The organism is Blastococcus sp. SYSU D00695, assembly GCF_054050555.1.
Map to the genome: position 1 here is coordinate 1 of NZ_JBJGZP010000049.1, position 13,406 is coordinate 13,406.

Here is a 13,406-nt window from a genome sequence, read left to right on the forward strand (position 1 = left end):
TGGGGTGGGGGGGGCGGGGGGGCGGGCCCCACACCCCGCCACAGACGCACATCACCGGTCGAGCAGGAGCAGCGAGTAGGCGGCCAGCGAGGGCCCGTCGGTGAAGCGGCCGGCGCGGATCCTCGCCCGCAGCTCGTCCTCGGGCACGAACGCCTGCCGCATGTCGGCCTCGGTGGCCTCGCGGGCGGTCGGGCCGGGGGTGAGGTCGGTGGCCAGCCAGACGTCGAACTCCTGGGTGGACAGCCCGGGGGCGAGGTCGAGGTGGCCGAGGTGGCGCAGCGAGCCCGCGCGCAGCCCGGTCTCCTCGGCCAGCTCCGCGCGGGCCAGCTCCTCCGGCGTCCCGCTGCTGCCGGCCCCCCACGTGCCCTGCGGGAACTCCCACGCCCGCCGGCCCAGCGGGTACCGGTACTGCTCGACCAGCCAGAACCCGTCGCGCTCGAAGGGCAGCACCAGCGCGAAGTGCGCCTTCTCGACGACGCCGTAGACGCCGGCCGAGCCGTCCTCCCGCTCGACGGCGTCCTCCCGCACGCGGATCCAGGGGTTGCGGTAGACCTCGCGGCTGCCCGTCGTCCTCATGCCCTCGACCTCATGGCCCGAGCCTCGCAGAGCGGGGACCATGGACGGCGATGACCGACCGCAAGCCGCACGGGGTCTCGTTCGAGACGTGGGTGGAGCAGCAGATCCGGCAGGCGCAGGAGCGCGGCGCGTTCACCGGCCTGCCGGGCGCCGGGAAGCCGCTGGAGATCGACCCCGACGAGACCGCCTACGACTGGGCGCTGGCCAAGGCCCGCCGCGAGGGCGTGGAGACCGCGGACATGCTCCCGCCGGGCCTGCGGCTGCGCCGCGAGCGCGACGAGCTGCCCGCGCGGGTGCTGCGGCTGGACAGCGAGGCCGCCGTCCGCGCGCTGGCGGCCGACTACGACGCGCGGGTGGAGGCCTTCTGGCGCCGCCCGGCGGAGAGCCGCTGGGCGGCGGTGCCGGGCCTGGCCGACGTCGACGCGCTCGTCGCGCACTGGGCGGCGCACCGCCCGCCGCCCCCGCCGCCGAGGGCCGAGCCGCCGGCCCCCGAGCCGCGCCGCCGCTGGTGGCGCCGCGGCCGCTGAGCCGCCGGGCGGCTACAGGACGTCGAACTCGTTGAACGCCTCCCCGCCGGACAGCCGGGCGTAGCCGGGGCCGCGGTCGAAGAACGGCTCGTCGCCGGTGCGGGCGGCGCGGCGCTCCGCGCGCAGGGCCGCGGTGGCCGCCTCGTCCGCCGAGCCGTCCTCGCGGACCACGACGCCGTAGTCCGCGCGGGCACCGTCTCCCGACACCTTGCGCCAGGCGATGTCGCGCAGGACCTCCTCGACCGGCCGCTCCAGCGGGTCGCCCCAGCCGCCCCCGCCGGTCGTGCGGATGCGCACCACCGTGCCGGCCGGCAGCGGCTCGGCGTCGGCCAGCGCGTCCACCTCGTGCTCGTCCGGGCCGCCGGGGTCGACGGTGATCGAGAACGGCCGCCCGGCCTTGCCGCCGTTGACGCCCCAGCAGGCGAGGATCGAGCGGTCGGCGATCGACATGAAGTGCGCGTCGCGCAGCACCCGGATGTGCTTCTCGTAGCCGCAGCCGCCGCGGTACCGGCCGGGGCCGCCGGAGTCGACGGCCAGGCCCAGCCGCTCCACCCGCAGCGGGAAGCGGGACTCGGTGAACTCCGTGGGCAGGTTCCGGGAGTCGGGGACGACGTGGATGGTGTCCTCGCCGTCGGCGTAGTACCGGCCGCCGGAGCCGCCGCCGAGCACCTCGCGCATCAGGTAGGGCTGGCCGTCGGCGTCGGTGCCGTGGACGCCGGTGTAGCGGATCGTCTCCTGGTCGGCGGGCATGCGGCCGCCGGTGGCCTTGGCCAGCACGCCGGCCAGGACGCCGAGCAGCCGCAGGATCACGAAGGTCCGGGCGTTGGTCGGCGCCGGGAAGACCGGCGTCAGCAGGGTGCCCTTCTCCGGGAAGCGCATCTCGATCAGCGGGACGACGCCCTCGTTGACGTCCAGCTGCGCCATCCGCTCCGGCGTCTCGGCCAGGTTGCGCAGGATCGGCGCCAGCCACTTCTTGAGGAAGTTGCCGTCGGCGTAGTCGCCGCAGTGGTTGATCGGTCCCTTGGCCTGCGGGCCGGTGCCGGTGAAGTCGATGACGAGCGGGATCTCGTGCTCCGACCGCATCGTCAGCGTGATCCGCTGCCGGTGCAGCTTCGGCTCCTCGACGCCGTCGTGCTCGGCGTAGTCCTCCCAGACGTAGGTGCCGTCGGGGATCTGCGACAGGACCTCCCGCCGGTACACCTCGGTCGAGCCGGCGAGGATCGCCTCGAAGCAGGCCTCGACCGCGGCGACGCCGTACCGGTCGAACAGCTCGCCGAGCCGCCGCGCGCCGGCCAGGCAGGCGGAGCACTCGGCGTCGAGGTCGGCGGCCAGCGAGTCGGGCATCCGCGAGTTGCGGGTCATGATCCGCAGGGCGCTGTCGTTGCGCACGCCGCGGTCCCACAGCTTGATCGGCGGGACCATCAGGCCCTCCTCGAACACCGAGGTGGCCGCCGAGGGCATGGAGCCGGGCACCGCGCCGCCGATGTCGTCGTGGTGGCCGAAGGCCTGCACGAACGCGACGACCTCGGGTTCCCCGGTCCCGGGCGAGGCGGCGAACACCGGCACGGTGACGCACAGGTCGGGCAGGTGGCCGATCCCGCCCTCGGAGAGGTAGACGTCGTTGTGGAAGAAGACGTCGCCGGGGTGCATCGTGTCGATCGGGTGGTCGCGCACCACCGGGTGCACCAGCGCCGAGTAGGAGCGGCCGGTGAGCTTGCGCAGCTGCCGGTCGTGGATGCCGGCCCGGAAGTCGTGCGCATCCCGGATCATGGGGGATCTCGACGTCCTCCCGATCGCCGTCTCGACCTCGCGCTCGATCGCGGCCAGCGTGCCGGCGACGATCTCGACCAGGACCGGGTCGGCGTCGGTCTGCTGCTCGGTCATGCGGACTCCTTGGTGATCAGCAGGTTGCCGAAGCCGTCGACGGTGGCCGCGAAGCCGGGGTGCACCGGCACCGTGGAGCCGAACTCCTCGACGACCGCCGGGCCGGTCACGACGTCCCCGGGTGCCAGGCGCGTCCGGTCGTAGGTGGGGGTGGTGACCCAGTCATCGAAGAACACCCGCCGCGAGCCCGTGACGGCCCGGTCCGTCCCGCCCTCGGCCGGGGGCAGCCGCACCAGGTCGGGGCGGCGGATCGGCCCGATCCCGCTCACCCGCAGGTTGACCCACTCGACGGCCTGGCGCGGGTTGTCGGCGAGGTCGTAGCCGTACAGCCGGCGGTGGGCGGCGTGGAAGGCCCGGGCGACGGCGTCGGCGGCCGTCGCGTCGAGCCCGGCGGCGTCCACGTCGCTGTCCACCGGCACCCGCACCTCGAACGCCTGGCCGACGTAGCGCAGGTCCGCCGTCCGCTGCATGCGCCGCTCGTCGCGGGCGAAGCCCTCGCCGTCGAGCGCGGTGCGGGCCCGGTCCTCCAGGGCGGCGAAGACGGCCCGCACCCGGTCGAGGTCCAGGTCGGCGTGCTTCTGGATCGTGGTCTGGACGTGGTCGTTGCGGACGTCGACGGTGAGCAGGCCGAACGCGCTGACGTTGCCCGGGTTCGGCGGCACCAGCGTGCGGGGGAGGCCGAGGACGTCCATCAGCCGGCAGGCCAGCAGCGAGCCGGAGCCGCCGAAGGTGGTGAGCGTGAAGTCGCGGACGTCGAGGCCGCGGGCGACGGTCACCTGGCGCAGCGCGTTGGCCTGGTTCCACGCGGAGACCTCGAGGATGCCGGTGGCGGTGCGCTCCAGGTCCAGGTCCAGGGTCCGGCCGAGGCGTTCCAGGCCGGCCCGCGCCGCCTCGACCGACAGCGGGATCTCCCCGCCGAGCAGGTGCGGCGGGATCCGGCCGAGGACGACGTGCGCGTCGGTCACCGTCGGGGCGTCCCCGCCGGAGGGGTAGCACATCGGCCCGGGGTCGGCGCCGGCCGACTGCGGGCCGACCTTGAGCGTGCCCTCCGGCGACAGCCAGGCGATCGAGCCGCCGCCGGCGCCGACGGTGACGACGTCGATCATCGGGATCTTGCTCGGGTAGGCGCCGACCGAGCCCTCGGTGGTCAGCGTCGGCTCGCCGTCCACCACGACGGTCACGTCGGTGGAGGTGCCGCCGCCGTCGCAGGTCAGCACCCGGTCGAAGCCGGCGGCCCCGGCGATCAGCGCGGCGCCGAGCGCGCCGGCGGCCGGGCCGGACAGCATCGTGGTGATCGGCTGGTGCACGACCTCCTCGGCCGACAGCACCCCGCCGTTGCTCTTCATCACGTAGAACGGGACGCCGGGCGCGATCTCGTCCAGCCGGGTGCGGATGGTGCTGACGTAGGCGCCCACCCGCGGCTTGACCGCGGCGTCGACGAGCGTGGTCACCGACCGCTCGTACTCCCGGTACTCGCGCAGCACCTCGCTGGACAGCGACACCACCGCCCCGGGGAGCTCCTCGCGCAGCACCTCGAGCACGGCCCGCTCGTGCGCGTCGTCGGCGTAGGAGTGCAGGAGGCAGACGCCGATCGTGGTGATGCCGGCGTCGCGGAAGAACCGGGCGGCGGCGACGGCGTCGTCCCGGTCGAACGGGCGGACCTCCTCCCCGGTGACGGAGAGCCGGCCGCGGACCGTGCGCACCAGGTCGGCCGGCACGATCCGCGGCGGCTTGACCCAGAAGTAGCTGTTGCCGTAGCCGTCGGGCACCGACTGGCGGGCGATCTCCAGCACCGACTCGTAGCCCTCGGTGGTGACGAAGCCGAGCCGGTCGAGCCTGCCCTCGAGCAGCTGGTTGGTCGCCACCGTCGTCCCGTGGCTGACGGCCGTGACCGCCTCCCCGGTCAGCCCCATGAGGTCGAGCACCTTGCGGACGCCGGCCAGGAAGCCCTCGGCGGGGTCGGCCGGCGTGGACGGCGTCTTGGTCGTCGTCGTCCGCCCCGTCTCCTCGTCCACGGCGACGACGTCGGTGAACGTGCCCCCGGTGTCGATGCCGATCCGGACCCGGCGTGCGGTCGGTGCGGTCATGGCCGGGAACCTTAGCGCTGAGGTACCCGCCGGGGGGAGTCGTCGAGACCGGTGCTCCGCGGGGACGGCGCGGTGGCTCCCGGCGGCTGCCAGTCCTGGACGCGGAGGAGGGGGCGGGCGAGGGCCGACGGCGGGGTGAGCCGCAGCAGCGCGTCGCGCAGGCGGCTGCTCAGCGGGCCGGCGGCCTGGGCCACGGCGCCGACGGACCGGGCCCGCCGGGCCAGGGCCTGGGTGCGGGGCCGGCGGAGCGCTTCGTAGCGCGCGAGCACCGCCGCGACGGCGCCGGCCCCCGGCCGGGGGTCGCCGGCGATCCCGGCCGCCAGCCGGACCAGAGTCGCGGCGTCCTCCAGGGCCTGGTTCGCGCCCTGGCCGAGGTCCGGGGTCATCGCGTGGGCCGCGTCGCCGAGGAGGACGACCCGGCCGCGGACGAAGGTCGGCACCGGGCCGGCGAGGTCGTGGACGTCGATCCGGGAGACCTCCCGCGGCGGCGTGGCGGCGATCAGCTCGGCGATCGGCTCGTGCCAGCCGGCGAACGACCGGACCAGCTCGCCGTGCTCGTCGGGCAGCACGACCCCGGCGGGCAGCGAGGCGACGCCGAACCAGTAGACCCGGCCGTCCCGCAGCGGGGCCATGCCGAACCGGCGGCCGCGGCCCCAGGTCTCGCCGGCGGCGCCGCGCAGGTCCACCGGCCGCTCGGTCACCCCGCGCCAGGCGGAGTAGCCGGCGTAGCGCAGGCCCGGGTCGCCCGGCCAGCCGGCGCGCACCCGGCTGCGGATGCCGTCGGCGGCGACCACGAGGTCGTACCGCTCGCGGGCGCCGTCGCCCAGCCGCACCTCGCCGTCGGCGGAGACGGCGACGACGTCCGCCCCGGTCCGGAGCGCGTCGCCGCAGAGCGCGCCGGCCAGGGCCCGGTGCAGGTCGGCCCGGTGCACGACGCGCAGCCGCGCGACGGCCGATGCCGGGGTGCGTGCCAGCCAGCGCCCGTCCGGCCGCCGCTGCCCGGCCTGCAGTCCGGCGGCCCCGAGCCCGGCGAGCGCGCGCACCGCCGGCCCCAGCCCGAGGGAGTCCAGGGCGGTGAGGCCGTTGCCGAACAGGGACAGGCCCGAGCCGACCGGCCGCAGGTGCGCCGCCCGTTCGAGGACGACGACCTCCGCGCCGCCGCGCTGCAGGCCGGCCGCGACGGCCAGCCCGCCGATGCCGGCGCCGACGACCGCTACCCGCACAGCGCACCGCCCACGGCCGATCCGGCGAGCATCGGGAGGAGCAGTTCCAGGCGGCCGACCTCCTCGACGTTGTGCCGCACCCAGGCCCGCACCATGTGGTCGGGGAAGCGGCGGGCGAGCACGGCGTTGACCGGGCGGGCCAGCGGGCCCCGCGCCCCGAGGTCGAGCACGCTCACGTAGTGGGTGCGGTCCCGCCCGGCCGACCAGGTGTGCTCGAGGCTGGTCACGACGTGGCCGCCCACCCGCTGGACGAGGCGGATCCCGGTCTCGTCCAGCTTCTCGACGCGGTCGACGACGTCGACCGCGTACTCCGGGCGGCCGGCGAAGCGCTCGACGATCCGGAAGCGGGCGCCCTCGCCGGCGCCGCCGCCCGGGGCAGGCCGGGCCAGCTCCCACCGGACGTGGTCGAGCGGGTGCCAGGCGAGGTAGCGGGGCACGCGGCGGCCGTCGTAGGGCATGTCCGCGCCGGGCCCCCGGAACCAGCCGAGCAGGTCGCGAGGGGTCACGCCGTCCAGCGGGCGGTGGTCGATGGTGACCCGCCGCCGGCCGTGCGGGTGCGCCTCGACGCGCACCGTCGCGGTGTCGACGGCGCGCAGCGGGGTGAGGAGGGGGAGGTCCATGGCCGCTCCAGAGATACGGATCCGTTTCTTGTGGCCCGGACGCTAGGCTCCGATGACAAGACACGCAAGCGTTTCTCTCGTGGAGGTGGGTGTGGCGGTCACCCGGCGCCGCGGTGCCGTGCTCGAGGCGGCGATCGTCGACGCCGTGCTGGCGCTGGTGGTGGAGCAGGGACCGCAGGCCGTGACCATGGAGGCGGTGGCCGCCCGCGCCGGCACGAGCAAGCCGGTCCTCTACCGCCGCTGGCCCGACCGCTCGGCGCTGCTGCGCGACGCGCTGCTCCGCCAGGCCACCGCGGCGATCCCCACCGGCGACACCGGCAGCTACCGGACCGACATGCTGGCCGTCATGCGGGGCTGGGCCGCGGTGCTCGCCGGGCCGGCCGCCCCGGTCCTGCGCGCCGTCGTGGCCGCCATGGCCGTCGACCCCGAGTTCGCCACCGCCTTCCGCGAGGGGGCCATCGGCTGGCGGAAGCAGGAGATGGCCGCACTGCTCCAGCGGGGGATCGCCCGGGGCGACGTCCGGCCCGACGTCCCGGTGGAGATCGCCCGCGAGCTCGGGCAGGGCGTGCTGTGGCACCGGTTCCTGATCACCGGCGACCCGATCACCGACGAGGTCGTCGTCCAGGTCGTGGACGAGGTGCTGGTCCCGTTCGTCGCGCCCCGCTGACCTCCGCGGGTCGCCGCCTCCGGCGGCCCGAGGTGGTCAGGCGAGCTCGACGGACGCCAGCGCGGCCCCGCGGGAGGCCGCCAGCCGCTCGGCCTGCTCCGCCACCGCCGCCCGCAGCTGCGGGGTGTCCCCGCCCCACAGCTCCACCGCGACCGACAGCGACGTCCCGGCCTTGCGCGGGCGCCAGGTGCCGGCCACCGACGCCCCCGACAGCACCGCACCCGGCCGGCCGAGCACCGGCCACAGCGCCTTCCGCCGCGCCTCGTCCGGGACCAGCAGCTCCCGGTCGCGGGCCTGCAGGAACAGGTCGAAGGGGCCCAGCAGCCGCACGGCGGACGGCGGGGCGGCGTCCAGCCCGCCGGGGTCCAGGGTCCAGCGCCGCTCGCCCTCGACCGTGACCTCCACGGCGTCGGCCGGCCAGTGCGCCCTGACCTCCTTCACCGGGGCGTCCAGGTACCCGGCGACGTGCTGCGGCGTGGCCGGCCCCAGCAGCCGCAGGTAGGCGCGGACGACGTCGAACCGCTCCGGCACCTCGGCCGCGGGCACGAGACCCGGCACGGGGCGCAGCACCGGCGGCGACGTGCCCGGCTCGAGCTCCAGCCCCGCCCGCAGCGCCGCCAGCCGGAACGTCTGCTCGTAGGCGTGGACCGCGTCGCACGGGCGGCAGTGGCGCAGGTAGGGCTCGTCGAGCACCGCGGCGAGCCGCCCGGACATCTCGCCCTTGACCATGCCCTCGCCGACGACCGAGCGCATCGCCGCGGCCACCGTGTCGAGTGCGGTGAGCACGGGGATGCCGGCGGCCCGGAACTGCTTGGCGGCGTCGAACACCCGCTTGGCGGCGTCGGCCTCGGAGAACGGGGCGGTGGCCGCCGCGACCGCGGGCAGGTCGGCCCGCCGGTACAGGTGCGGCGCGCCCCGCAGGCTCCACACGGTCGCCAGCTCGCCCGGCTCCGGGGTGACGCCGCGGATCGCCAGCGCCCACAGCCCGCCGTCGGGGCCGGTGTCCTGCACGCCGAGGTCGAGGACGGCGGTGTCGGCCACCGTGCCGGCGTCGCGGTCCAGCTGCTGGGCCCGGACGCGGGCGCCGAGGACCTGCGCGGCGGTCACCGAGAGCGTCATGGCCCCGACCGTAGGGCCGATCGGTGCCAGGACGTGGCCGCGACCGGCGATGAGTCCGGCCCCCCGCGGCCGTCTGCCCTGACGCCGCCCGCACCGCGCGGGCGGGGGAGGGAGAGCCGTGCGCCCGCTGGTGGTCACGATGTTCACGAGCCTGGACGGCGTCGTCCAGGCCCCCGGCGGGCCCGACGAGGACCCCTCGGGCGGCTTCCGGTACGGCGGGTGGCTGGTGCCGCACTTCGACGACGTCCTCGGCGACCAGATGAACGCCTGGTTCGAGCCCGTGTCGGCCTTCCTGCTCGGCCGGGGGACCTACGAGATCTTCGCCGGTTCCTGGCCGCAGGTGCCTGCCGACGACCCGATCTCCGCGGCGCTCAACGGGCTGCCCAAGCACGTCGCGTCCCGCACGCTGTCCGGCCCGCTGGGGTGGGCGGGCTCCTCGCTGGTCGAGGGCGACGTGCCGGCCGCGGTGCGGGCGCTGAAGGACGCCGGCGACGGCGAGCTCCAGGTGCACGGCAGCCCGGGGCTGGTGCAGACGCTGCTCGCCGAGGACCTGGTCGACGAGCTCCGGCTCGTGGTCTTCCCCGTCGTGCTGGCCGAGGGGAAGCGGCTGTTCGGCCCGGGGGCGCGCCCCGGCGGCTGGCGGCTGGCCACGTCGCGCACGACGCCGGCGGGCGTCGTGCTGAGCACCTACACCCGGGCGGGCGAGGTGGCGACCGGCGCGATGGGGCCCGAGTACGACTGACCGGCTGGCGCGGGCACCGGGGCCAGTGCCTCGGCCGGGCCCGGGCGGCCGAAGAGCCAGCCCTGCCCGAGGTCCACGCCCAGCGCCAGCAGGGTGGCGGCGTCGTCGGCGGTCTCCACGCCCTCGGCGACGACCGTCGCCCCGCAGCCGTGCCCGAAGCCGACCAGCGACCCGACCAGGGTGCGCAGCACCGGGTCGGCGCCGACGCCGGCCACGATGCTGCGGTCGAGCTTCAGCACGTCGGGCGAGGTGAGGACGATGTGGCGCAGCGAGGAGAAGCCGGCGCCGACGTCGTCGATCGCCAGCCGCAGCCCGGCGGCGCGGAAGGGCAGCAGGGCCGAGGTCAGCGCGTCGTAGTCCTCGACCGGGTCGTGCTCGGAGAGCTCGAGCAGCACGCGGGGCAGCGGCAGCCGGCCGAGCAGGTCGGCGAACGGCCGGGTCAGCAGCGTGGCGGGGGAGACGTTCATCGCGACGTAGCCGCCCACGCGGTCCAGGTGGGCGGCGGCGCCGCGCAGCGCGAGGAGCTCCAGCTCGTGCCCGCGGCCCACGCTGTGCGCCTCGGCGAAGACGACGTCGGGCGCCTTGGCCCAGTCGGCGGGGAAGCGGCTGAGCGCCTCCGCGCCGACGCGCGCGCCGGTGGCGAGGTCCACGATCGGCTGCAGGACGACGGCCGGGCCGCCGCCGTCCACCAGCGGGTCGAGCCGGGCGTCGATGTCGTCCCGGCGCTCCTGCGCGCGGACCTCGGGCTCGACGATCACCGCGGCGGCGCCGGCCAGGACGTCCATCAGCGCCCGGTCGCGCCTGCCGAGCTCGGGGTCGGAGGTGAAGCCGAAGGCGCAGAAGGTCCCGTAGAGGCTGCCGTCGCGCAGCCGCACGGGGGACGAGACGTAGCTGCGGATCCGCGGGATGCGCGCCGAGGGCAGCGACATCGCCAGCTCCGACTGCCGGACGTCGGGGATCACCGCGGGGAGCCGGCCGTCGAGGATGGCCTGGCAGAAGGAGGTCTCCTGCACCACGCGGGCGCCCTCGTGCACGAGCACGCGGGCGGGGGCGGCGGCCTCGACGACCTCCAGGTGCTGGGTGGTGCCGTCCATCCGGCTGAGGAACGCGACGCTCATGCCCAGGGACTGCCGCGCCGTCCGCAGCAGCTCGGCGACCTGCTGCTCGGCGGCGGTACGCGATCGGCGCACGGGGGACCCCTTCCGGAGGTGACGCCCCTCCATCGGCATCGGTCGTGCACAACTGGAGTGCCTCACCCGGACGGGGCAGCCGCCGGCGGGGGGCCCGTATCGTCGGTTGCACTGAGCAACGAGAGCAGCGCTGAGCACCGAGAGCAGCCGAGCGCCGAGACCCGAGGACCGCACCGCCCCGTGACCCCACCGCCCCAGACCCCGCAGCCCGCGACCCCGCAGCCCGTGCTCGCCGACACCGCCCCGCCGCGCGCCCGCCACCAGGTGACCTACGCGGTCATCGCGCTCGGCGTCGTCTCCTTCGTCCTGATGCTGTCGATGCTCAACCCCGTCCTCCCCACGCTGCAGCGCGAGCTCGGGACGACGCAGGCCGACGTGGCGTGGGTGCTGACCGCGAACTTCCTGTCGGCCGCGGTGTGCACCCCGATCCTGGGGCGCCTCGGCGACATGGTGGGCAAGAAGCGGGTCTTCGTCGCCGCCCTCGCCGCGCTGGCCGTGGGCAGCCTGCTGGCCGGGCTCGCCACCTCGCTGCCGGTCATGATCGTCGCCCGCGTCGTCCAGGGCGCCGGCGGTGGCGTGCTCCCCCTGGCGTTCGGGATCATCCGCGACGAGTTCCCGCGGGAGAAGATCCCCGGGGCCGTCGGCGGGATCTCCTCGCTCATGGCGGTCGGCGGCGCGATCGGCACGGTGCTGGCCGGCCCGATCGTCGACGGGCTGGGCTACCACTGGCTGTTCTTCCTGCCGATGGTCGTGGTGACGGCGGCCGCGATCGGCGCCCACCTGGTCATCCCCGAGTCCCGCGAGCGGGCCGGCGGCTCGGTGAACCTGCCCGCGGCGGTGCTGCTGTCGGGCTGGCTGGTCTGCCTGCTGCTGTCGGTGAGCCGCGCGCCGGAGTGGGGCTGGGGCTCGCCCCGGGTCCTCGGCCTGCTCGCCGGTGGCGTCGCCCTGCTCGTCGCCTGGGTGGTCGTGGAGGACCGCGCCCGCCAGCCGCTGGTCGACATGCGGATGATGCGCGTCCGCGGGGTCTGGACGGCCAACCTCGTCGGCCTGCTCTTCGGCGCCGCGATGTACGCCGGTTTCGCGTTCATCCCGCAGTTCCTGCAGACGCCCGAGGTCAGCGGCTACGGGCTCGGCGCGTCGATCACCGCGTCGGGGCTGGTGCTGCTGCCCCAGTCGGCGGCGTCCTTCCTCACCGGGTTCGCCTCCGGGCACCTGGTCGCCCGCTTCGGCTCCAAGCACGCGCTCATCGCCGGGGCCCTGCTGTGCAGCGCGGGCTTCGCGCTGTTCGCCCTCGTCGGCCACTCGCTGTGGCAGGTCTCGCTGATCGGCGTCCTGATGGGCGTCGGCTTCGGCCTGGCGTTCTCCGCCATGGCCAACCTCGTGGTGGCGGCGGTGCCGCCGTCCCAGACGGGCGTGGCCAGCGGCATGAACGCCAACATCCGCACGGTCGGTGGCGCCGTCGGCACGGCCCTGCTGGCCTCCGTCGTGACCGCGGACCTGCAGCCGGCCACCGGCCTGCCGGCCGAGTCCGGCTACACGACGGCGTTCCTGCTGGCCGCCGGCTCGCTGCTGCTGGCCGGCCTGGCCGGGCTGCTCGTGCCATCGGTGCGCCGGGACCCGCGCACCCACGAGGAGCCCGAGCCGCCGCTGCGCCACCCGCAGGCCGGGGTGGTCCCCGCGGCGACCCTGGTCGGCGACGGCCGGGAGTAGCGGCTCCGGCCGGTCCTCCCGCGGGGCTGGGACCGCCGGGGAGACTCAGCCCCCGGGAGACTCAGCCCTCCAGGAGGCCGGCCTCGTGGGCGAGGATCGCCGCCTGCGTGCGGTTGGCCAGCTCCAGCTTCGCCAGCAGCCGGCTGACGTAGGTCTTCACCGTCGCCTCGCTGACGAACAGCTCGCGTGCCAGGTCGGCGTTGGACCCGCCGCCGCCCAGCAGCACCAGCACCTCCCGCTCCCGGGCGGACAGGTCGGCCACCCGGCGCAGCGCCTCCACCCGGCGGGGGGCGGCGCGCCGCTCGACGTAGGAGTCGATCAGGGTGGCGGTCACCGCGGGGGACAGCGACGCCGTCCCGTCGGCCACCGCGCGCACCGCGGCGGCGATCTCCCGCGGCGGGGTGTCCTTGAGCAGGAAGCCCGCCGCCCCGGCGGCGAGGGCCGCGTAGACGTACTCGTCGACGTGGAACGTGGTGAGGACGGCGACCTGCGGCGGGTCGGGCAGCGCCAGGATCTGCCGGGTCGCCTCCAGCCCGTCGAGCACGGGCATGCGGATGTCGGTGAGGACGACGTCGGGCCGCAGCTCCCGGGCGGCCCGCACGCCGGCCGCGCCGTCCCCGGCCTCGCCGACGACCTCGAAACCGCCGCTGGCCTCCAGCACCGTGCGCAGGCCGAACCGGACGAGCTCCTCGTCGTCGACGAGCAGCACGCGCACGGGGGTGTCGCTCATGCCGGCGGCACCGCTCATGCCGGCAGCACCGCCTCGACCGCGAAGCCACCGTCCAGCCGCGGGCCGGTGTCGAGCCGGCCGTCCAGGGTGCGCACCCGCTCAGCCAACCCCACCAGGCCGTGACCGCCCGACGGCGCACCCGCGGCGGGCCGGGTGGGCGCGCCGTTGACGACCCGGACGGCGAGGGCCCCCTCCCGCCGGTCCAGCTCCACGCAGACCCGCGCGCCGGGCGCGTGCTTGGCCGCGTTGGTCAGCGCCTCCTGCACGATCCGGTACGCGGCCCGGCCGACCGCGGGGTCGAGCTGCGCACCCCCGGCGCCGGCGCCGGGGG

Annotated in this window: 13 protein-coding genes; 4 read left to right on the forward strand and 9 right to left on the reverse strand. The window is 76.2% G+C overall.

The genetic code is table 11. The annotated features are described in order from the left end of the window. Positions 1-51: 51 nt before the first annotated feature. Positions 52-576: an NUDIX domain-containing protein gene (locus ACI781_RS18735; protein ID WP_456567644.1), complete on the reverse strand. Its 525-nt coding sequence runs from the start codon at positions 574-576 to the stop codon at positions 52-54. A 50-nt stretch (positions 577-626) separates the two neighbouring features. On the opposite strand from ACI781_RS18735, the gene ACI781_RS18740 reads away from it, so the two are divergent. Continuing rightward, positions 627-1,103 (forward strand): DnaJ family domain-containing protein, encoded by a 477-nt coding sequence (locus ACI781_RS18740; protein ID WP_456567645.1) that lies wholly within the window; start codon positions 627-629, stop codon positions 1,101-1,103. A 12-nt stretch (positions 1,104-1,115) separates the two neighbouring features. Here ACI781_RS18740 and ACI781_RS18745 read toward each other — a convergent pair whose 3' ends face one another. The 4 genes from ACI781_RS18745 to ACI781_RS18760 are packed head-to-tail and all read right to left on the reverse strand — an operon-like array spanning position 1,116 to position 6,917. Beyond that, positions 1,116-2,987, reverse strand: coding sequence for a hydantoinase B/oxoprolinase family protein (locus ACI781_RS18745; RefSeq protein WP_456567646.1), 1,872 nt, complete (start codon positions 2,985-2,987; stop codon positions 1,116-1,118). Beyond that, positions 2,984-5,074 carry a hydantoinase/oxoprolinase family protein gene (locus ACI781_RS18750; protein WP_456567647.1) on the reverse strand — a complete coding sequence of 697 codons (2,091 nt, stop codon included), beginning with the start codon at positions 5,072-5,074 and terminating at the stop codon, positions 2,984-2,986. Before ACI781_RS18750 ends, ACI781_RS18745 begins: the two co-directional genes overlap by 4 nt. An 11-nt stretch (positions 5,075-5,085) precedes the next feature. Beyond that, positions 5,086-6,297: an FAD-dependent monooxygenase gene (locus ACI781_RS18755; RefSeq protein WP_456567648.1), complete on the reverse strand. Its 1,212-nt coding sequence runs from the start codon at positions 6,295-6,297 to the stop codon at positions 5,086-5,088. Beyond that, positions 6,288-6,917, reverse strand: a complete 630-nt coding sequence (locus tag ACI781_RS18760; protein WP_456567649.1) for a hypothetical protein — start codon at positions 6,915-6,917, stop codon at positions 6,288-6,290. Before ACI781_RS18760 ends, ACI781_RS18755 begins: the two co-directional genes overlap by 10 nt. 91 nt (positions 6,918-7,008) lie before the next feature. Between ACI781_RS18760 and ACI781_RS18765 the strand changes: the two genes are divergently transcribed. Beyond that, positions 7,009-7,584, forward strand: a complete 576-nt coding sequence (locus tag ACI781_RS18765; protein WP_456567650.1) for a TetR/AcrR family transcriptional regulator — start codon at positions 7,009-7,011, stop codon at positions 7,582-7,584. Positions 7,585-7,620: 36 nt separating this feature from the next. Here ACI781_RS18765 and ACI781_RS18770 read toward each other — a convergent pair whose 3' ends face one another. Next, positions 7,621-8,703, reverse strand: coding sequence for a winged helix DNA-binding domain-containing protein (locus tag ACI781_RS18770; RefSeq protein WP_456567651.1), 1,083 nt, complete (start codon positions 8,701-8,703; stop codon positions 7,621-7,623). Between the two features lie 118 nt (positions 8,704-8,821). On the opposite strand from ACI781_RS18770, the gene ACI781_RS18775 reads away from it, so the two are divergent. Beyond that, a complete protein-coding gene (locus ACI781_RS18775) occupies positions 8,822-9,445 on the forward strand; it encodes a dihydrofolate reductase family protein (protein ID WP_456567652.1) in 624 nt (207 codons plus the stop codon). On the opposite strand, the gene ACI781_RS18780 is transcribed toward ACI781_RS18775, so the two are convergent. Then, positions 9,391-10,635, reverse strand: a complete 1,245-nt coding sequence (locus ACI781_RS18780; protein WP_456567653.1) for a sensor domain-containing phosphodiesterase — start codon at positions 10,633-10,635, stop codon at positions 9,391-9,393. The two genes, ACI781_RS18775 and ACI781_RS18780, sit on opposite strands and share 55 nt — an antisense overlap. A gap of 180 nt (positions 10,636-10,815) precedes the next feature. Here ACI781_RS18780 and ACI781_RS18785 point away from each other — a divergent pair, with 180 nt between their 5' ends. After that, the gene (locus tag ACI781_RS18785; RefSeq protein ID WP_456567654.1) at positions 10,816-12,345 is read left to right on the forward strand and encodes an MFS transporter; all 1,530 of its coding nucleotides are present in this window, start codon (positions 10,816-10,818) and stop codon (positions 12,343-12,345) included. 61 nt (positions 12,346-12,406) lie between these two features. Here ACI781_RS18785 and ACI781_RS18790 read toward each other — a convergent pair whose 3' ends face one another. Then, positions 12,407-13,075, reverse strand: a complete 669-nt coding sequence (locus ACI781_RS18790) for a response regulator (RefSeq protein ID WP_456567655.1) — start codon at positions 13,073-13,075, stop codon at positions 12,407-12,409. A 14-nt stretch (positions 13,076-13,089) separates the two neighbouring features. After that, positions 13,090-13,406: ATP-binding protein (locus ACI781_RS18795; protein ID WP_456567656.1), on the reverse strand; the 317-nt coding region annotated here is incomplete at its 5' end.